This window comes from Rothia nasimurium, assembly GCF_928391935.1.
In the GTDB taxonomy this organism is placed as follows: Bacteria; Actinomycetota; Actinomycetes; order Actinomycetales; family Micrococcaceae; genus Rothia; species Rothia nasimurium_D.
The window spans coordinates 230,571-248,941 of the sequence record NZ_CAKMTD010000002.1 but is presented as its reverse complement, the minus strand read 5'-3'; the positions used below and the strand labels follow the sequence as shown (position 1 = coordinate 248,941).

At 64.2% G+C, this 18,371-nt stretch carries 17 protein-coding genes; 3 read left to right on the top strand and 14 right to left on the bottom strand.

The genetic code is table 11. From position 1 onward, the window contains the following. Nucleotides 1-56 precede the first annotated feature (56 nt). The 4 genes from L7A15_RS04380 to L7A15_RS04365 are packed head-to-tail and all read right to left on the bottom strand — an operon-like array spanning nt 57 to nt 3,395. The gene (locus tag L7A15_RS04380) at nt 57-695 is read right to left on the bottom strand and encodes a signal peptidase I (protein ID WP_237208385.1); all 639 of its coding nucleotides are present in this window, start codon (nt 693-695) and stop codon (nt 57-59) included. Next, complete coding sequence (locus L7A15_RS04375; RefSeq protein ID WP_237208384.1) at nt 692-2,038, bottom strand: hypothetical protein; 1,347 nt, start codon at nt 2,036-2,038, stop codon at nt 692-694. The genes L7A15_RS04380 and L7A15_RS04375 overlap by 4 nt, the downstream gene beginning before the upstream one ends. Then, on the bottom strand, nt 2,035-2,781 hold the full coding sequence (locus L7A15_RS04370; RefSeq protein ID WP_237208383.1) for a hypothetical protein: 747 nt from the start codon (nt 2,779-2,781) through the stop codon (nt 2,035-2,037). Before L7A15_RS04370 ends, L7A15_RS04375 begins: the two co-directional genes overlap by 4 nt. Nucleotides 2,782-2,792: 11 nt before the next feature. Next, on the bottom strand, nt 2,793-3,395 hold the full coding sequence (locus L7A15_RS04365) for an alternate-type signal peptide domain-containing protein (protein WP_237208382.1): 603 nt from the start codon (nt 3,393-3,395) through the stop codon (nt 2,793-2,795). A 317-nt stretch (nt 3,396-3,712) separates the two neighbouring features. On the opposite strand from L7A15_RS04365, the gene hisD reads away from it, so the two are divergent. Together hisD and nrdR are read left to right on the top strand one after the other, a co-directional pair. Next, a complete protein-coding gene (hisD, locus tag L7A15_RS04360) occupies nt 3,713-5,080 on the top strand; it encodes a histidinol dehydrogenase (protein ID WP_237208381.1) in 1,368 nt (455 codons plus the stop codon). Between the two features lie 18 nt (nt 5,081-5,098). After that, the gene (nrdR, locus tag L7A15_RS04355; RefSeq protein ID WP_237189620.1) at nt 5,099-5,575 is read left to right on the top strand and encodes a transcriptional regulator NrdR; all 477 of its coding nucleotides are present in this window, start codon (nt 5,099-5,101) and stop codon (nt 5,573-5,575) included. A gap of 89 nt (nt 5,576-5,664) precedes the next feature. Here the strand turns inward: nrdR and L7A15_RS04350 are convergent, their stop codons facing one another. From L7A15_RS04350 to map, 9 genes are all read right to left on the bottom strand, one after another. Further along, nucleotides 5,665-7,002 carry a UDP-glucose dehydrogenase family protein gene (locus tag L7A15_RS04350; protein ID WP_237208380.1) on the bottom strand — a complete coding sequence of 446 codons (1,338 nt, stop codon included), beginning with the start codon at nt 7,000-7,002 and terminating at the stop codon, nt 5,665-5,667. A 104-nt stretch (nt 7,003-7,106) separates the two neighbouring features. Then, nucleotides 7,107-8,192 (bottom strand): phosphotransferase family protein, encoded by a 1,086-nt coding sequence (locus tag L7A15_RS04345; RefSeq protein WP_237208379.1) that lies wholly within the window; start codon nt 8,190-8,192, stop codon nt 7,107-7,109. After that, entirely contained in the window at nt 8,189-9,382 is a 1,194-nt protein-coding gene (locus L7A15_RS04340) for an aminoglycoside phosphotransferase family protein (RefSeq protein WP_237208378.1), read from the bottom strand. The genes L7A15_RS04345 and L7A15_RS04340 overlap by 4 nt, the downstream gene beginning before the upstream one ends. Nucleotide 9,383: 1 nt before the next feature. After that, entirely contained in the window at nt 9,384-11,183 is a 1,800-nt protein-coding gene (locus tag L7A15_RS04335) for an ABC transporter ATP-binding protein (RefSeq protein ID WP_237208377.1), read from the bottom strand. Then, the gene (locus L7A15_RS04330; RefSeq protein WP_237208376.1) at nt 11,176-12,303 is read right to left on the bottom strand and encodes a glycosyltransferase family 4 protein; all 1,128 of its coding nucleotides are present in this window, start codon (nt 12,301-12,303) and stop codon (nt 11,176-11,178) included. The genes L7A15_RS04335 and L7A15_RS04330 overlap by 8 nt, the downstream gene beginning before the upstream one ends. Then, on the bottom strand, nt 12,303-13,511 hold the full coding sequence (locus L7A15_RS04325) for a glycosyltransferase family 4 protein (protein ID WP_237208375.1): 1,209 nt from the start codon (nt 13,509-13,511) through the stop codon (nt 12,303-12,305). The genes L7A15_RS04330 and L7A15_RS04325 overlap by 1 nt, the downstream gene beginning before the upstream one ends. Next, complete coding sequence (locus L7A15_RS04320; RefSeq protein WP_237208374.1) at nt 13,508-14,761, bottom strand: glycosyltransferase family protein; 1,254 nt, start codon at nt 14,759-14,761, stop codon at nt 13,508-13,510. The genes L7A15_RS04325 and L7A15_RS04320 overlap by 4 nt, the downstream gene beginning before the upstream one ends. A 234-nt stretch (nt 14,762-14,995) precedes the next feature. Then, nucleotides 14,996-15,811, bottom strand: coding sequence for a polyphosphate--glucose phosphotransferase (ppgK, locus tag L7A15_RS04315; protein WP_237189628.1), 816 nt, complete (start codon nt 15,809-15,811; stop codon nt 14,996-14,998). Nucleotides 15,812-15,859: 48 nt separating this feature from the next. Next, on the bottom strand, nt 15,860-16,765 hold the full coding sequence (gene map, locus L7A15_RS04310; RefSeq protein ID WP_237208373.1) for a type I methionyl aminopeptidase: 906 nt from the start codon (nt 16,763-16,765) through the stop codon (nt 15,860-15,862). Between the two features lie 128 nt (nt 16,766-16,893). Here map and L7A15_RS04305 point away from each other — a divergent pair, with 128 nt between their 5' ends. After that, complete coding sequence (locus L7A15_RS04305) at nt 16,894-17,094, top strand: SPOR domain-containing protein (RefSeq protein ID WP_135011355.1); 201 nt, start codon at nt 16,894-16,896, stop codon at nt 17,092-17,094. A 285-nt stretch (nt 17,095-17,379) separates the two neighbouring features. Here L7A15_RS04305 and panB read toward each other — a convergent pair whose 3' ends face one another. Continuing rightward, complete coding sequence (gene panB / locus L7A15_RS04300) at nt 17,380-18,267, bottom strand: 3-methyl-2-oxobutanoate hydroxymethyltransferase (protein WP_237208372.1); 888 nt, start codon at nt 18,265-18,267, stop codon at nt 17,380-17,382. Between the last annotated feature and the right edge of the window lie 104 nt (nt 18,268-18,371).

Here is an 18,371-nt window from a genome sequence, read left to right as displayed (position 1 = left end):
CTAGATTCCCCGCCGGGCACACCTCAAGAGGGGAACCAAGGGTCAGAAACAGAGCCTCAAGCATCGCTCTGCTCCTGCGCCGTCCCAGCCCGCCGGGCCTTCTCAACCCCGGCAGCTACCACCTGATAGAGGGCATAGCCCGCAAGCAGGGCAACAGCCACCATGGTTAGCGTCCGCTTACTGGCCGGATCCAGCCACTGGGCAACATACCCCATATAGGGCACATGGTACTTGGCCACCGCCCGCACCTGTTTGTCGTAGACCGGCTCCGGGTCATCCACCTGGTTACCGTCCCCGCGGGTGCGGTAGGCAACCTGCCCGTCCGCCTGGACAGCCACCGACTGAATCCGATGGGTGACCAGGGTAGGATCATCAGGGTTGGGCATAAAAGTAATGACCTGCCCTGTCACCAATTCCTTACGGGCCTGGCCCTCCACCGGGGCGACCACCAGCTGGGAGCCAACAGGGTAGGTAGGCTCCATGGACCCGCTCTGGACGGTGAGTGGCACCCAGCCCAGCAGGGCGGGCAAAGCCACGGTTAAGAACAGCAGGGTTAGGACGGCCAGACCCAGCACCAGGGTCAGGACGCTGGCCAGGCGGGCAAGGGGGCCTTTCGCCCCGGTCTGCTCCGGTGCCTGGTCACCGGTTTCTTGAGGTGCCGGGGCAGAAGTGCGGCTGCTTTTCAGGAACCTCACCGGCTGACCCCCCACCCCTGGTAGTAGTCGGGAAGGTTACTTTCAGCAGGGACCTCAACTACCTGATAACTCTGGCTGACTTCATCTGTGGCCAGGGTGGGCTTGGCCCGGCGGAAGGTCTGCTGGGTTTGGTAGTAGAAGGGGGAATCTATGTAGTAGCCCGAGTCCGTGCCCCCGGCGTCCGCAATCAAAAAGCGGAACTTGAGGTCCAGCCCGTAGCTGTATTGGCCGGACGGGGCCGGTAGGGGGGAACCCAGATCAGCCCAGTTGGCCAGGTGCAGGCCCACCGCCCCGCGTCGCCAATCTTCAGTAGCCCAGGCTACATACTGCTCAGGCCGGTAGATACCGTCGGCCTGGTCCACAACCCGGGTGAAGGCTGCCGAAGCGTCAATTGAACCTGAGAGCGGGGTGAAGGGCTTGTCTGTTCCTGTGGGGCGGTAGAGAACCTGAACCCCGTAGAGGGTGCTGCCGCGCGGACGTCCGTCCACTGCCCAGGAAGTAGGCCAGCGCCATTTCAGCACGTCATAGCGGGCAGTTGCCGCGTACTTGCGATTTTCAAAACCGTGGTGGGCCGGGCCGGTTTGGGGTTGGATTGCAGGAAGGTTTAGGGCTGTGGTGACGGAGGCCGAAGCTGAAGTAGACCACCTTACATCAGCCATACCGGGGGCTGGCTGAGGGGTGAGCGGGGCCGCACCGGGCAGGGCTGTTTCAACCGTGACCGTGGTGGTGAGGGCTTCAAGCAACTGTTCAAGATAGAAGGAGAGCAGGGCCTCGGGGGAGGTATTTTTCGGCTCGGTCACCACCGGGCACAGCTTGATCCCCTGCCCCGGGGCCAGGTGAAGGACGCCCTGGGCCGCCATCAGGGGGCCCGGCGAGATCTCAAGGGGGAGGGCCTGGGGTCCCTGGGAAAGGTCAAGGCTCTGGTAGACGGGGGTAATGCGCTGGGCACCTGGTGAATGCTCTACCCCGGCGCAGGAGCCGGGGGCCAGGTCTGTGGTGAGGTAGACCGAGTAGGTCATGCCGTACCGGCTCATGTCTTTCCAGAGGGAGTTGCGCAAACCGGCCTGCTGCTCAGGAAGACTCACCGTAAGGTCGTTGATGCGCAGGGCTATATCCCCGGTAGTGGCTTGACTGGTGACCACAATTCCCGGGCTTGAGGTCAGGGACTGGGGGAGAAAGGTCGTGGGATCGAGGTCTGTACTTACCCCGTGCTGGTCTGTGGTGAGGGTCAATTCCCCGCCCAGGGTGGTAGGGGGCGTGGCAAACCTGGCGTCGGTTCCCGCCCCGGTGGGGGCAGCCACCAGGAGCAGGGCGGCAAGGGCAAGAATGGCACGTTTTTTCATCGGGAATCCTGCTCTGCATAGACCCTGAACCGGGGCACCCAGGTCTGCTGGGTCAAGTGAGCTAGCTCTTCAGCGGACGCAGCAGAGCCGGCTACCCGGGTCAGGACAGTCAGGGTAAAGGTTCTGGGGGCTCCCTCACCGGGGCCAAAGGGGAGGCGGACGATGCCGTCGTCCCCAGCCTTGGCCGCCTGGCCGCCGTCCTGCCCCTGGGCAACCAGCCGGGCACCCAGGATCTGGTAGGGGGCAGGTAGCTGGGAATCTTCTGGGGTCAGGACCAGGTGGCCGGTCAGGTTCTGACCCTCGGCGGTGAGGGTGAGCTCATAGGTGAGGGCAAGAAGATCCCCGCCCGAGAGGGTCAGGGCCGTGGCTGAATTGGGCAGCGAGCAGACATCCTGCACCCGAGTTCCAGGTGTTGTGAGCCCAGAAAGATCCGGGAAAGAGTCAGCTTCCCGAGGCGCGGGAAGAACCTGGCAGGTAGCCTGGGGAATCGACCGCTGGGCAGAAACAGGATGGGCCTGCACCCCGTAGATGCTGCCTCCTGTGAAAGCGCCAACCTCCAGATTGAGGGCCCCCGTGGTGAGCTGCTGGGGGCCTGTGGCCTGCTGGGAATCAGCCAGCCGGGCCAGGGTTGTCTCCCCAGAAACCCCAGCTAAAAGCACGACAGCCCCCAGGCCGGTAGCAATCAGGGCACGACGTAGGCGCCAGGCTACCGGCCTCAAGGGCTGACGGGCTTGCGGGGGCATGGGGTTAGAGACTAGCGATTAGTCTGGGTAACAGTTACCTTCAGGGCATTCAGATTAATGGTCTTATCCTGCATCAGCTGGCCGTACCAGGTGTCATCAGGGGTGTTGGTGCCGGCTGCTGATGCCTCGGTGGTGTTGGTGTATTCGGGGAAGGTCAGGGTCAGGGTGACATTGTAGGTCGTGCCGGAATTTTTTTCGGTGAGGGTAGTGACCGGGGTTCCCTGATCATCGGTGACGACGGCGGTGTAGTGGATCTTGCCGGGCTGAGGCTGGGGGCTAATGAGGTCCTCAAGGCCGGTGCCGTCCATTGAGGCGGTGAGCTCAGCAACCAGGTTCTTGCCGATGATGGTGGGGGTGGCGGTGGTGGTGTAAGTGAGCACGTCACCGGGGACGATCTTGTCGGTTGCAGGGTCAAACGGCCAGCTGACCTGGGGGTTGGTGGCGGTGTTGATTTTCCACATTCCGGCTCCGGTGAAGAGGGAGAGCTGGCCGGTAGTGATGGTGGTCTGGCCGACCTCGGAGGTGTCGTACCAGCGGGCAAAGGTGCCTGCGCCGCCGGCAAGAAGGATGATGGCTGCGCCACCTGCGAGGGTGGCCTTGAGGGAACGCTTCATGGTGTGTCCTTGCAGTGATAGGGTGCGCCACATGTACGCTACTGGGCTGGGTGTGACGCGGGGCGGGGGAGGTGGAAACGTGTTAGGCGGAGCTACCTTGCTCCTACCTGTTGGGATTTCCAGACAGTTTTGAGTATAAGGGGCTACTTATGCCCGTCTCACTTTAATGTGAGAGGGGTCTCATGGGTTAAGTCACAGAGTCGTCATAGAGGCTAGTCAGAAAAGAGCACCTGGCGAATGTGCCACTTACTCCCGAATGGGGCAGTCTAACTACCACATTCGGGAGTAAGTGGCACAGTCGGCTGTAAACTAGGAGGGTGAGCACATCAGAAAACACCCAGACCTCCCCAGTTCCCGCCGACTTCACCCTGCGCACCATTGACCTGCGCGGCAGCACCCATACCTATGCCGAGTTGCGCCGTCTCGTCCCGCGCCAAACCACAGAGTTCGTAGGGAACGCGCTCACTACCGTCCATGAGATCCTTGAGAACGTACAGGCCCGCGGCGCTGACTACCTGCGGGAGCTCTCCGCCCGTTTCGACGGAGTAGAGCAGGGGGTCCTGCGTGTGCCCCAGAGTGCCATTGACGACGCCGTCGCCTCCCTGGACCCCCAGGTCAGGGCCGGGCTTGAAATCGCTATCGAACGCACCCGGGCCTTTGCAGCCGCCCAACGCCCTGCAGACCAGACTATCGAAGTTGCCCCCGGGGCCGTCCTGACCAACCGCTGGACCCCCGTGCGCCGCGCCGGCGTCTATGTACCCGGTGGCCTGGCCGTCTACCCCTCCTCGGTCATTATGAACACCGTTCCCGCCCAAGCGGCAGGCGTCGGCTCCATTGTGCTCTGCACCCCGCCCCAAAAGGAATTCGGCGGCCTGCCCCACCCCACCATCCTGGGTGCCGCTGGCCTGCTGGGTATTACCGAAATCTGGGCTATCGGCGGGGCTGGTGCCCTGGGTGCCATGGCCTACGGCCTGGACGACGCCGGTGAGGTTCTTGAGCCCGTCGATACCATCACCGGCCCCGGCAACATCTTCGTTGCCATGGCCAAGCGGGCCCTCCAAGGCGTCGTGGGTGTGGACGGCGAAGCCGGAACCACTGAAATCGCCGTCATTGCCGACGACACCGCTAATCCCGATTACGTCGCCGCCGACCTGATCTCCCAGGCCGAACACGACCCCAACGCCGGGTCCGTCCTCATTACCCACAGCCCGGCCCTAGCCGCCGCCGTCCAAGAAGCTATCACCCGCCGGGCTGCTACCACCAAGCACAGCGAGCGCGTTGCCACCGCCCTGACCGGCCCCCAGTCCGGCGTGGTGCTCACCGACAGCCTTGAGGCCTCCATCGCGGTGGCTGACGCCTACGCCGCCGAGCACCTTGAAATTCACACTGAGAAGGCAGAAGAGGTGGCCGGGCGGGTCCGCAATGCCGGGGCTATTTTCATCGGCCCCTACTCTCCGGTGCCCCTGGGTGACTACGCGGCCGGCTCCAACCATGTTTTGCCCACCGGCGGGTCAGCCGCCTACGCCTCGGGGCTGAACACCACCGTCTTTATGAAGGCTGTGCAGCTGATCAACTACAGCCAGGAGGCGCTGGCTGAAATCGGCGAGGCCATTGTTGCTGTTGCCCATGACGAAGACCTACCCGCCCACGGGGAGGCTATCACCGTGCGAACCAGCGGAGCCTAGGCCCCGAGGAGGAACCACATGAACTGCCCTTTCTGCCGCAAGGCTGAGTCCCGCGTCGTTGATTCCCGCACCACTGACGACGGCTCGGCCATTCGCCGCCGCCGCCAGTGCAACAACTGCGGCAAGCGCTTCACGACCGTTGAAACAACGGCAGTGTCAGTGATTAAGCGCAGCGGGGTTACTGAACCCTTCAATCGGGCCAAGATTATTTCTGGTGTGCGAAAAGCCTGCCAGGGCCGCCCGGTGGGGGAGGACGACCTGGCCAAGCTGGCCCAGGAGGTTGAAGAGGCTATCCGGGCTAAGGGCCTGGCTGAGATTGACGCCCACGAGGTGGGGTTGTCTATTTTGGAGCCGCTGTCGCGGCTTGATACCGTCGCCTACCTGCGTTTTGCCAGTGTCTACCAGGCCTTTGAGTCCCTGGACGATTTTGAACGCGCCATTGCCGCCCTGCGGGAGGCGGGCCTGGGGGCGGGGGAGCAGCCCACCCTCTTGTAGGCCTAGAGCCTCAGTAGCTAGATATTGAAATGAAGGACGCCCACCGCTGTTTCTGAAGCGGTGGGCGTCCTTGGTGTGTGGGGTGGGGTTTAGCGGCCGAGGCCCTGGTAGTCCCAGCCGGCGGCCTGCCAGGCGTCGCGGTCGAGGGCGTTGCGGCCGTCGATGATGCGGGCGGTCTCTACGAGGGTGGCTGCCCGGGCGGGGTCTAGTTCGAGGAATTCTCCCCATTCGGTGAGAAGCAGTACCATTTGGGCTCCTTCGAGGGCCTGGTAGGGGTCGCGGACGCAGGTGAGGGCCGGGTAGCGGGCTGCAACTCCGTGGAGGGCTTCGGGGTCGCTGATGGTGACGGATGCCCCGGTTTCGGCCAGGCGGACGGCGATGTCGAGGGCGGGTGAGTCGCGGATGTCGTCTGAGTTGGGTTTGAAGGCGGCCCCGAGGACGGTGACGCGGGCTAGGTCCATGTTTCCGCCGAAGGCTTGGATGGTTTGGGTGACGACGCGGTCGCGGCGGCGCTGGTTGATGGCGTCGACGTCGCGGAGGAAGGAGACAGCGTCAAAGACGCCGAGTTCTTCGGCCCGGGCCATGAAGGCGCGGATGTCCTTGGGCAGGCAGCCGCCGCCGAAGCCGACACCGGCCTTGAGGAACTTGTTGCCGATGCGTTCGTCGTAGCCGATGGCGTGGGCGAGTTCGCTGACGTCGCCGCCGGTGGCTTCGCAAAGTTCTGCCATGGCGTTGATGAAGGAGATTTTGGTGGCCAGGAAGGAATTGGCTGCTACCTTGACGAGTTCAGCGGTGGGGTAGTTGGTCTTGATGAGGGGGATACCTTCGGCCAGGAGGGGGGCGTAGACGGAGTCGAGGGCGGCGGCTCCGCGGATTCCGGCGGGGGTGTCGGGCAGGCCGTAGACCAGGCGGTCGGGGTGCAGGGTGTCTTTGACGGCGAAGCCTTCGCGCAGGAACTCGGGGTTCCAGAGGAGGACGGCTCCTGCGGCTTCGGCTCGTTCGGCCAGGCGGGCGGCGGTGCCAACGGGCACAGTTGATTTGCCGACGATGACGGTGCGGGGGGTGCCGTCTTCGGTGGGGCCGGTTTCGGGGAGGGCGGCTAGGATCATGTCGAGGGCTGCCTCGACGTAGGTCAGGTTGGCAGCTTTGCCGTCTTCAGACTGGGGGGTGCCGACGGCGATGAAGTGGACGTCGACGTCCGCAAGTTCTTCGCTGGCGGGGGCCAGGGCGAAGCTGAGGGTACCGGCGTTGAGAGCGCCTTGGAGCAGTTCTGGGAAGCCGGGTTCAAAGAAGGGGGCCTTGCCTGCTGAAAGGGCTTCGATTTTGGTGGCGTCGACGTCGACGCCCAGGGTTTGGTGGCCAAGGTGGGCCATTGCTGCTGCGTGGACGGCGCCGAGGTAGCCGCAGCCGATAACAGAGATTTTCATGGTTTTGGTTCCTTAAAGTGGTGGAGTTATTTCAAATGATAAGACGCGGGGTTGAGTTTGTCGGTGTGATGGCTCTAACCCCGCTGGGGTGGTGGGTGCCGGGTCTAGGTGAGGGTTCTGGTGATCCAGTTTCCGAGCCAGTCGGCTGAGGTGGGTCTGAAGCTGTAGACACAGGCGATGCGTATGCGGGCAGCTTGGGTGTAGAGGGCTAGTCTTTCCCGGTTTTTGACGGTGTTGACGGCCATGCCTTGAACGTGTTCGAGTTGTTCGAGGTAGGTGTCGTAGCTGATTTTGCCCTGGACTGTTCTGAGTTCGAGGTGGGCGATGAGGTTGCCGAGGTCGAGTTCGGGTTCGCCCCAGGCAGCGGTGTCGAGGTCCAGGATTCCGAGGTGGGTGCCGTCCCAGAGCAGTTGCTTATCGTGAAGGTCGCGGTGGAGTAGGGCGGTGGGGCTGGGCGGGCCTGACAGGAGCCGGGCCATGGTGGAGGTGGCACTGGCGGTGAGGTCGTCGAGGTCGCTGGGGTCGATTCCTGGGCCGCTGATGGATCCGTGGGTTCGGGCTTGGGCGAGCCAGGTGTCAAGGACGGCCTTCTCCTGGGCGGCCCCGTGCTCCGCTGGGCGGAAGGGCCCGCCGGGGCCGGGTATGGTGCCTCCTGCCGCGTGGTAGTAGGCCCCAGCTGCTAGGAACCTAGGCCAGAGGGTGGCGAACTGTTGCCAGGCCCCTATGCTCTGCTCGGCGAGTTCGTAGGGGGTGGTGCCGGGGAGCAGGCTGGTGGCTAGGGAGGTTTCGGTGACCTGGATGACCTGGGCGGTGGTGAAGCCAACGTCGGAGGCTAAAAAGCCTACGGCCTGGGTGGCTAAAACCACGCCGGGTACCTTGGCGGCCTTGAGGTGCTTGGTGACCTTCTCGGGGTGCTTGACGACGGCCCGCTTACCGGCCCGGTGGACCAGCAGGCTGGCGCCGGGGGCGGCCAGGTCAGGCGCAAGTTCGGGGAGCTTGCGGTCTTGGCCGGAGTCAAGCAGGTGGAGGGAGCCGGTGGCGTCGACGGTGGCGGCGCGAAGGTGGCCGTTGCCGTCCACGATTTCAGCGGTGAGGGTGCCGTCGGCTCCCGGCCAGGCCCGGCGCACAGGCCCGGGGGTCTGGTCTGCATGGGCGGCGCGGACGGCTGCCAGGGCAGGGGAGAGGGTCATAGCAGCTCCTCAAGTTGGGTGAGTCGGTGGTCAATCTCCTGCCGCCAGCTAGGACGGCCGGTGCGCAGGGGCTCGGTGAGACGGTGGGCCAGGGCATGGGCGGTACCCAGCTGAATCTGGTCCCCGGCCACCGGGCGTCCCCCGGCCCCGTAGTAGCCCTCCAGGAAGGCGGCCCCGGCGACCGGGTCGCTGGTGGCCAGGTAGGAGCCTAGATCGGTGGCTGGTGGGGCCAGGTGGGCCCGGTCAAAGTCGGTGAGCCAGTAGCGGGCTGTTACCCCCTGCCCCTCTGTGAGCACCTGGTCGGGGGAGGCGTCCCCGTGGATAAGCACGGGCTGGCCAGCTGTGGCAGGTAGGCGGCCTGCCAGGGTGAGGCAGCGGGTAGCAAGATCCGGGGCCAGGGGCTCAAGCACCCTGGCGTGGATCTGCAACTGCTGGGCCCCGTCGGATTCCCGGCCAGCGAGGTGCCGGGCTAGGTCGGCTGAGGGTTCCACAGCGTGAAGCCGGGCGAAGAGGGCCCCGGCAGCCTCAGCCTGCTCAGGGGTCTGGCCCCCTGACAGGTCCCTGTCTCCCACAAAGGCTAGGGCAGGTAGGCCCGTAGCCGAATCGGCAGGTAGCAGCTCGGGGACGGGCAGGTGGGCAGCCAGGAACTGGTGGACGGCGGTATCGGCCAGCTTACCCCCGGCCAGGACCCGCACCACCCGGGTGCCCCCGGTTTCCTGGTCCTGGTAGGCAACGACGGCCCGGCGGGCAGGGTTATAGCGCAGAACCCGGGCCTCAGGCTGGGCCAGGACGCCGGTGTCAGCCAGGGGCTTCATCAGCTTGGGGTCAGCCGCGAGGGGGCCCACCTGCAGCAGGGCCCCTGGTAGGAAGGGGAGGGGCGGGGTAAAGACCGGGGCAGCCAGCCCCAGGGCCTCAGCCTTGGCCTGGTGCCGGGAGGTTTTACCGGCCCCAGCAGGCCACATCAGACGCACCCAGGCCGGGGCAGGCCCGTCCTGGCCAGCACCAGTCTGCCCGACGCCGTCCGCCCCGGCAGACCCCAAGGAGGCAGGGACGGGACGCAGCCCAGCAAGCAGGGAGGTGCCGGGCTTGACCCGCAGGCTGGTCAGCTCCACAGACTGGCCCAAGAGCTCAGCCAGGAAACCAGGATCCAGCAGGGCATCGAGGGCTGCAACAGTAGCAGAAACACCCACTTTAGACCTCCACTCGCAACTCATGAGGGTTCTGCTCACCAGCAGACACCCAGGTCCTAAACACTTTCGAAGACTTCAACAACTCAGCCGGGGAGCCATCGAGCTGAACCCGGCCGTCCTGCAACCAGACCACCCGGTCAGCCCGCAGGGCAACCTCAGTATCGTGGGTAACCGCCAGGGTCGTCTTCCCCTCAACCAGCTGCTCGATAGCGTCCATGACCAGGCCAGCAGACTCAGGGTCCAGGCCGGTCGTCGCCTCATCCAGCACCACAATCGGGGTATTCCGCAGCAGGGCCCGGGCAATCGCAATACGCTGACGCTGACCACCCGACAGGGTACCGCCCCGCTCACCAACCATGGTGTCATATCCATCAGGGAGCTTCTCAATGAAGGGGGCAGCATGGGCCGCCCGGGCAGCTGCCTCAATCTCCTCATCGGTCGCGTCAAAACGGCCATAGCGGATATTCTCCCGGATCGAGGCAGTAAAGAGCACAGCCTCCTGGTGCAGCAGCGAAATATTAGACCGCAACTCCTCCATATCCGTAGTGGCAATAGTCGTCGAGTCAATACTGACCGTACCCCACACCGGATCCTGAGACCGGCCCAACAGGCTCACCAAGGTAGACTTACCCGCACCCGAGGGGCCAATCACAGCCACAAACTCACCGGGCTCAACCGTCAGATTCAGCCCCCGCAAGACCGGGTGCCCCTCATACTCGGTATAGACATCAGAAAAGACCAGTCGGCCCTCAACCTGGCCCAGCTTCTCAGGCTCAGCCAGCTGCACCAGGTCGTTTTCAATGTCCATCAGGTCAGCGACGCGCTCGCCACTAGCGGTTGCCCGGGCAATACGGCCAGTGTATTTGGCCATGTCACGCAGGGGTTTCATGGTGGTTTTGAGGTAGGTGGTAAAGAGCACCAAATCGCCGATGGTCATGTGGTTTTCCATGACCCGCCAGGCCCCGCCCAGCATGACGGCAGCCGTGGCGACACCGACGATCACGTCCGTACCGCGCTCAAGCCGGGCGGCCAGCCGCCTGGCCCGCACGCCGTCCTTGAGGGACTTCTTATTGGCTGAGACAAACCGCTGGCCGATGTGGTCTTCCAGCCCGTAGGCCTGCACCACCTTAATAGAGGAGAGGGATTCCTGGGCCGTATTGGCTAGCTGGCCCTCGGCCTTGCGGGTCTTGCGGGAGGCCTGGGCAATTTTCTTGGCCGTCCCCCGGGAGATGAGGGGGAAGATGACCAGGGCGATAACCACCACCAGGGAGAGGATGGGGTCGATCACCAGCATGACCACCAGCATGACCACCAGGGTCAGCATGTTGGCGATCAGGGGCAGGCCGGCGGTGACGGCTACTTCCTGGAGCTTGGCGACGTCACCGACGATTCGCTGGACGGTATCGGCGGAGCGGTTGCGGGCGTGGAAGCCCTGGTGCAGGCCCTGCACATGGTTAAAGACGCGGGCACGCAGCAGGGTGGAGGCCCGGGAGCCAACCAGGGTGAAGGCGACGGTGGCCAGGTAGTTGGACAGGGCCCGCATGCCGACGATTCCGACCAGGGCCAGGGCACACCAGATCAGGAGGGTCCAGGAGGCGGCTGGGCCGGTTTGCTGGGCACCCAGGCTGACGGAGAGGGCGTCCACCACGATTTTGAGGGGCCAGGGTTCGAGCACGCGGAAGGCTACCTCGAAGAGGAGGGCCAGGGTGCCGCTGGCGGCCAGGGTGCGCTGGGGCTTGATGTCGGGCCCGATGAGTTCGAGGGTGCGGCGCAGGGCTTTCTTGTGAATGCGTTTAGCCACGGGCTACCTCACCGTCCGGTACATGGGCTAGGGCAAAGACCTGTTCGACAACCTGGGCCCAGGAATGCTTGGTTTCGGCCAGGTGGCGGGCCTGCCTGCCGTAGGTTTCCCTGAGCTGGGGGTTAGCTGCCAGCTCGTCGATAGCGGTTGCAAGGGCGGGGGCGTCGGATCCGGGCACCAGGGTACCGGCCCCTTCGATAATGTCGGGGATTTGGCCGATGGCGGTGGCGACGACGGGTAGGCCAGCGGCCAGGTACTCGTAGACCTTGAGGGGGGAGAAGTAGTGGTCGTCGCTGGCGGACGGGGCCGGGTAGGGGGCCACGCCCAGGGCGGAGCCTGCCAGGGCGGCGGGCATGTCTTCGGGGGCTAGGGCCCCGGAGAATTCGACGTCCAGGCCGAGCTCGGCGGCCTGGGCCTGCAGGTTCTCGCGTTCGGGTCCGTCGCCTAGGATGCGTAGCCGCCAGGGCTGGCGGGCCAGGGAGGCGGCGGTGATCAGGTCGGTGACCCCGTGCCAGGGCTTGAGGGTGCCGACGAAGGTGACGACCGGGGCTCCGTCCTCTTCGGGGGAGGGAGTGATCCGGCTGGTGCTGACCCCGTTGGGAATGGCAGGGACGGTGACCCCGTCTGCTTTCTGCTGGGCCCAGGCAGCGACCTGCTCGGAGACCGCGTAGGCCAGGGTAGCTGCCTTCAGCTGGGCCACCAGGGCTTCTTCGGCGGCCTGCCGGTGGACCAGGACGCGGTGCTGGATTTGCTCGTCAATGAGGGGGGCGTTGATTTCCAGGACGCCGGGGGTGGCGGAGTCAGCGATGACGGTGGAGAAGAGGGAGTAGCGTTCGTAGATGAGGTTGGCCCCCCAGGCCTGGATGTCATCCACTATGCGCTGGGCTACCTCCTGCTGGGCTAGTTCCCGTTCGGCGGCCTCCTTGGTGCTGATGGGGTAGAAGGCTGTGGGTAGGGTGGCGAGGTCGGCTGGAACCTGCTTGCCGGAACGCACAGCAAAGACCTTGACCTCGTGCCCCAGGGCCAGGAACTCCCGCACGACCTCCTGGATGTGGACGCTGGCGCCCTTGGTGCCAAAGACCGGAATACCGGGATCAACACAGACGTAGGCGATACGCATTAGTTTTCTTCTTTCTCCAGGGCCGCTAGGGCTTTAGCCTGGGTGCGGCTGTCAAAGTTCTGTTCGATGAGGGCTCGGGCCCCGGTGGCTAGGTCCCGGCTGGCAACCCGGCCAGCGGCAAGATCTTCTAGGGCAGTTGCCAGGGCTTCGACGTCGTAGGGTTCGAGGAGCAGGCCGGTGCGGCCGTCGTGAATGACCTCGGGCAGGCCGGTGACGCGGGTGGCGATCACGGGGGTGCCGCAGGCCATGGCTTCGAGGACGACGGTGGGTAGGCCGTCGACGTTGCCGTCCTCGGCGGGGACGCAGGGGGCAGCAAAGACGTGGGCGTTAGCGAGTAGGTGGCGGACTTCCTGCTGGGTGAGGGGCCCGGGCAGGGTGACCTTGTGCTCTAGTCCTAGCTGGGTGATCTGGCGCTTGAGCTGGCCGGTGAGTTCACCGGAGCCGCCCAGGGTTAGCCTAAAGTCAACCCCGCGCTGGTCGAGCAGGGCCAGGGCGTCCAGTAGCTGGGCAAAGCCCTTCTTGGGGACGTGCCTGCCGACGGCTGCGATCTGCAGGGGCTGGCCTGCAGACGGAACGGGGGGCAGCTGGAAGGGGAAGCGGTCTAGTTCCAGGGCGTTGTACTGCAAGACGATATTGGCCCCGGTGCCCTCAAGGACGCGCTCCAGGTAGGCGCGGTTGTAGTCAGAAATTGCAATGACTGACCTAGCGTCCGCGCAGATTCGCCGTAGCCAGGTCATGTCTACGGACTCGTGGAAGATGTCCTTGGCGTGGGTGGTGACAGTGTAGGGGATCCCGGTCAGCTGGGAGGCGACCCAGGCCATGCGTCCTGCCAGGGAGGCGAAGTGGGCGTGCAGGTGGGTGATACCGTCCTTGCGAACCCGGGCAGCCAGGGCCACCCCTTGGGCCACGTCGCTGGCTGATAGCTCCAGGAGCTGGGGTAGGATCCTTGCGAACCGCTGCTGCATATCCTCGTCCGTCAGGGAGGCGGCGACCTGCTCCCAGAAACGGGCTGACTGGGAGGAACGGGGGATCCAGGTGACGGGGGCCTGCACCCGGGCCAGTTCGGGGTGGAAGCGGGTGTCGGTGGTCGGACGCAGGGCGTAAATGGAAAGGTCCTCACCGGCAGCTTCCCGCGCCAAAATCTCAGTGACCACAAAAGTCTCTGAGAAACGGGGGTAGACCTTGAGAATGTAGCCTATGCGGGTCATGCGTCCTCCTGGAGGGTAATCGGTTCGGTAAGTGACGGGGTAGGTACCCCTTGGTCGTGGGACTGGGCGGCAAGGATTTCGGCCACCAGGGTTGCGGTGCGCCAGAGGCCATCTCGTTCAATGTGGGTGCGGTCTACCACCCGGCCGGTGGCCTGGGTAACCCAGGTGCGGGCCCGCTCTACGGTGAGGTCTGCCGTCCGGCAGTAGTCGGCTACCCCGGCGGCTGCCAGGGCCCGGGCCCGGATCAGCTGCTCGGTGCGGGGCGTCTCCCTAGGCACGATGAGGGCGGGGGTGTCGGTGGCCAGTACCTCGTTGGTGGTGTTGTACCCGCCCATACAGACCACGGCGGAGGCCTGCCCAATGAGCTGGCTGAGCCCGGGCAGGGAGTGAATGACCTGAACCCCGGGGGCTGCCTGCTCCACCAGGTGGTGGAACCGTTCAGCGGCCAGCTGGGGGCCGGTTACCACCAGGTGGTCGTACCCGGCAGGGGGCTCAACCTGAACCATGGTATCTAGCAGGGCAAAGCCGTCCTCCCCGCCTCCTGCCGTGGTCAAGATAAAGGGGTTCTCCGGGTGGGCCTGGCCCGAAGGTTCGGTGAGTTCCCGGCCCAGGGCCAGGTAGCCGGTAAAGCGGGCCTTATCGGCCAGAACGTCCGGAATCTCCCCGCTACTGACCGGGTGGTGGATAGCCGGGTCGCCGTAAATCCAGAGGGAGTCAATGACCTCCCGCAGGTCGAGCGGGTCCCCGTTTTTGTACCATTCAGCGTGGGCGACCTCGGGGGCGTCCAGGATTTCCCGCAGGCCCAGGACGATGTGGGCCTTGGGGTGCTGCTGCCGTAGGGTGGCCAGGGGCCCCTGGAGCTCCCGCATGACCCCAAAAATATGGCGGTCGATAATTACTACGTCCGGGGCGAAGCCCAGCAGGGAGGCCTCAAGGAGCTGGGAGCGGAGCTTGACCAAGAGCTTGGTGGTGGTGCCCAAGGACCGGGAGGCGTATTCGCCCTTGGACTTATGCACGCTCGGAATAAAGACCCAGTCAAACCCGGCAGGGAGGGGGAAGGCTGCCGCGTGGGGCAGGCCGGAAACCAACAGCCCAGCTACAGGACGCCCGGTGAGGGCCGGGACGGTCTGGGCAATATGGTGGGCAATAGAGAGGTTGCGGCGCACATGCCCTAAGCCTTGCGAATCATGGCTGTAGAGCACAACACGCACCGGCTCATATGCGGTATCTACAGGGCGGGAGTGAGTCATGGGCTCAGGTTTCTGGCAGGGCCCAGCCGGGTGGTCAGGGCAGAACTATCTGGAATCAGGGTTCTACTTTATGGTTGCTTTGTTAAAGAAAAATGAAAGCTGAAGGAAAGGCCGGGTAGACGCAAGGACGGCCCTGCCCATCAGACCCGCACAGGGCGGGTTGACGTGCGGGGCCGTCTGTGACTCAGGGGGAACCCCACCTAGGTTGTGGGGTTCATCATAGGAATGTAGGGGTTATTTTTCCTGCTGGGTTGCCCAGAGGGCAGCGCCGACGATACCGGCGTTGTTCCGTAGGGTTGCCATGACCATGGGTGTGCGGATTTCATCTTCGAAGTAGGGCATGAACTTCTCCGGGTTCTTGGAGATACCGCCACCGATGACGAAGAGGTCGGGGGAGAAGAGGAACTCGACATGGGAGAAGTAGCGCTGCAGGCGCTTGCCGTACTTCTTCCAGGAGAGTTCGTGGATTTCCCGGGCGCGGGCTGAGGCGCGGGATTCGGCGTTGTGGCCGTCGATTTCCAGGTGGCCCAGTTCGGTGTTGGGAATGAGCTGGCCGTTCATGATCAGGGCTGAACCGATACCGGTACCCAGGGTGATGACGGCGATGAGGCCGTCCTTGCCCTTGCCCTGGCCGAAGACGGCTTCGGCCAGGCCGGCGGCGTCCGCGTCGTTGAGGGCGTGGACGGCCCGCCCGCCCAGGGCCTCGCTCATGATTCCCTCCAGGTCGGCGCCGATCCAGGATTCATCGACGTTAGCAGCTGAGAGGGTGACCCCGTTCTTGACGATGGCGGGGAAGTCGATACCCACAGAGGAGGTAGGTTCCGGGGCGATTTCCCGGCCCTGGAGCTCGTCCACGATGTCACGCACGACAGCCGCGCAGGCTTCGGGGGTGGCGGGCTGGGGGGTGGGAATGCGGAAGCGTTCGCCAACCAGCTCACCGGTGCGGGTATCGACGATACCGCCCTTCATGCCGGTGCCACCGATGTCGATACCGATCCGGAGGTCGGCGGGGGTGGGGGCGGCTACCTGGGCTGCGGTGCTCTCGCTCATGGGGTGCTCCTTGTGAGGTCGTCCCGGCGTGTGCCGGGGGATTGTGTTTTAGGGAAGGGTCAGAATATCGACGCCGTCAGCGGTGACTACCATGGTGTGTTCGAACTGGGCGGTGCGCTTGCGGTCGCGGGTGACGACGGTCCAGTCGTCTTCCCACATGTCCCATTCGATGGTGCCGAGGGTGAGCATGGGTTCGATGGTGAAGATCATGCCTTCTTCGATGACGGTATTGTAGGCCGGGGCTGCGTCGTAGTGGGGGATAATCAGGCCGGAGTGGAATTCGCGGCCGACCCCGTGGCCGGTGAAGTCGCGCACGACGCCGTAGCCGAAGCGGGCGGCGTATTTTTCGATGACGCGGCCGATGACGTTGATTTCGCGGCCGGGGCGCACGGCTTTCATGGCCCGGTTGAGGGCTTCTTCGGTGCGTTCGACCAGCAGGCGGGATTCTTCGTCGACGTCGCCGACGAGCAGGGTGCGGTTGGTGTCGCCGTGCATGCCGTCGAGGTAGGCGGTGACGTCGAGGTTGAGGATGTCGCCGTCTTCGAGCACGGTGGTGTCGGGGATTCCGTGGCAGATGACTTCGTTGAGAGAGGTGCAGACGCTCTTGGTGAAGCCGCGGTAGTCTACGGTGGAGGGGTAGGCCCCGTGGTCGCAGATGTATTCGTGCACCAAGACGTCGATGTCGTTGGTGGTGGTGCCGGGGACGGCGATTTTTTGGGCTTCGACGATGGCGCCGGCTGCGATTTTTCCGGCGGCGCGGACGCGCTCGATTTCTTCGGCGGTGTAGAAGTTGGATCCTTGGCCTTCGTTGGCTTCGGGTTTTCCGACGTATTCGGGGCGGATGATGTGCGCGGGTACCGGGCGCATGGGGGCGACGACGCCGGGCGTCAGGTTGCCTACGGGGGCTTTGCCCGGTTCGGCGGGGAGGTTGTGGCTTACAGTTGTTGTCGACATGCTCTCTAGCTTATCGGCTTACCTGTGGGCCGGGGGCCTGCACCCGGTGCCAAAACCTGTATCTTTTGCCTATCGGGGCGTAGAGTGGTGCGTGCAACATGATTGAGGATAGGTTAAGGAGACTATCTGTGTCACTGAATGACTACACCCCTGGCCCCCACGACACCCAGTACTGGTACAACCTGAGTACCGGCCAGGTCGAAGAAGGCCAGCAGTCAAAAATTACCGAACTCTGGGGCCCCTTTGCCACCCGCGAAGAAGCAGAGCAGGCCATGGAAAAGGCGAAGAAGCGCAACGAAGAATGGGACGAAGGCAAGGACGCCTGGTAAGGAAGGAATTTTTCACTAGCGTCGAGAAAGCTAACCCGGGCTCGCAGCGAAGCTGCTGGCTCGATGAAGTGAGCGGGTGCGAAGCACGCAAGAGCGAACGTAATCCGCTGCAAGGCGGGGCGTGAATCACGTGTGATGAGCACCGAGATTCCAAGCGCGCGAGGAAAATAAATCTTGGTGCGAATCTGGCGAGCCTGCGAGCCGGCTAGAGAACCCGTGAGAGGGTCGGCAGCGAGCGCGAGCCCCGGGTTAGCGACTCCTCTAGCTCTTGGCAACGCAGAATTTTTAACTGTCGAATCGGTGTTCAGCTGCCGGGTAGGCTCCTGAGCGTACGTCTGCCCGGTAGGCGGCTGCGCCCTCGCTCAGAACCTCAAAAAGGTTGGCGTACTGCTTGACGAAGCGGGCCATCTTGCCCTGCCGTAACCCAAAGGCGTCCTGCCAGACCAAAACCTGCCCGGTCACGTCCCCACCGGCGCCAATACCAATCACGGGGATCCGCACAGCCCGGTTAATCTCAGCAGCCACATCCGAGCGGGTCATCTCCATCAGCAGGCAGAAAGCCCCCGCCTCCTCCAGGGCCAGGGCGGTGTCTTTGAGAACCTGCCCGCCGTCGCGTCCTTGCACCCTAAAACCCCCGAGGGTGTGCTCAGACTGGGGCGTAAAACCAATATGGGCCATCACGGGAATACCGGCAGCCACCATGGCACGCACATGCTCTGTGTGGTAGGCGGTAGCCTCCATCTTGATAGCGTGAGCGCCGCCTTCCTTCATAAAGCGGATAGCCGTCGCCACAGCCTGGGTGGGGGACTGCTCATAGGAGCCAAAGGGCAGGTCAGCGACGACCAGGGCCCGGCGGGCAGCAGAAGACACCGCCTTGACCATAGGGATCATCTCATCGACGGTAATAGTGAGGGTGGAATCATGCCCCAGCACGTTATTGCCCGCCGAATCACCAATGAGGAGCAGGTCAATACCGGCCTGGTCAAAGACGGCGGCGGTCAGGGCGTCGTAGCAGGTGAGCATGGCGAATTTCTCACCGGCTTCCTTAGCCTGCTGTAGGTGGATGGTGCGGACCTTCTTGACGTCCAGGACGCTCCCTGATTCGGTCGGGGCGGCGGGGGCTGGGTTCCCGGGGGCGGCGGTGCCGTAGGGCGCTGTTTCTTCCGTGCTCATGCTCTCTACTCTACTGGGTGAGAGGGGCCCGGCGGGGCCGATTCCCTAGCCATTATCTCACTGGGTGAAACTAAAGTTTCGTCCGGCGTATCCGTTTTGGGTTA

Excerpts from the sequence above, each read along its gene's own strand:
- L7A15_RS04375 (WP_237208384.1), bottom strand. The coding sequence starts at position 2,038 with ATGAAAAAACGTGCCATTCTTGCCCTTGCCGCCCTGCTCCTGGTGGCT.
- L7A15_RS04370 (WP_237208383.1), bottom strand. The coding sequence starts at position 2,781 with ATGCCCCCGCAAGCCCGTCAGCCCTTGAGGCCGGTAGCCTGGCGCCTA.
- L7A15_RS04365 (WP_237208382.1), bottom strand. The coding sequence starts at position 3,395 with ATGAAGCGTTCCCTCAAGGCCACCCTCGCAGGTGGCGCAGCCATCATC.
- nrdR (WP_237189620.1), top strand. The coding sequence starts at position 5,099 with ATGAACTGCCCTTTCTGCCGCAAGGCTGAGTCCCGCGTCGTTGATTCC.
- L7A15_RS04350 (WP_237208380.1), bottom strand. The coding sequence starts at position 7,002 with ATGAAAATCTCTGTTATCGGCTGCGGCTACCTCGGCGCCGTCCACGCA.
- L7A15_RS04345 (WP_237208379.1), bottom strand. The coding sequence starts at position 8,192 with ATGACCCTCTCCCCTGCCCTGGCAGCCGTCCGCGCCGCCCATGCAGAC.
- L7A15_RS04330 (WP_237208376.1), bottom strand. The coding sequence starts at position 12,303 with ATGCGTATCGCCTACGTCTGTGTTGATCCCGGTATTCCGGTCTTTGGC.
- L7A15_RS04325 (WP_237208375.1), bottom strand. The coding sequence starts at position 13,511 with ATGACCCGCATAGGCTACATTCTCAAGGTCTACCCCCGTTTCTCAGAG.
- L7A15_RS04320 (WP_237208374.1), bottom strand. The coding sequence starts at position 14,761 with ATGACTCACTCCCGCCCTGTAGATACCGCATATGAGCCGGTGCGTGTT.
- ppgK (WP_237189628.1), bottom strand. The coding sequence starts at position 15,811 with ATGAGCGAGAGCACCGCAGCCCAGGTAGCCGCCCCCACCCCCGCCGAC.
- map (WP_237208373.1), bottom strand. The coding sequence starts at position 16,765 with ATGTCGACAACAACTGTAAGCCACAACCTCCCCGCCGAACCGGGCAAA.
- panB (WP_237208372.1), bottom strand. The coding sequence starts at position 18,267 with ATGAGCACGGAAGAAACAGCGCCCTACGGCACCGCCGCCCCCGGGAAC.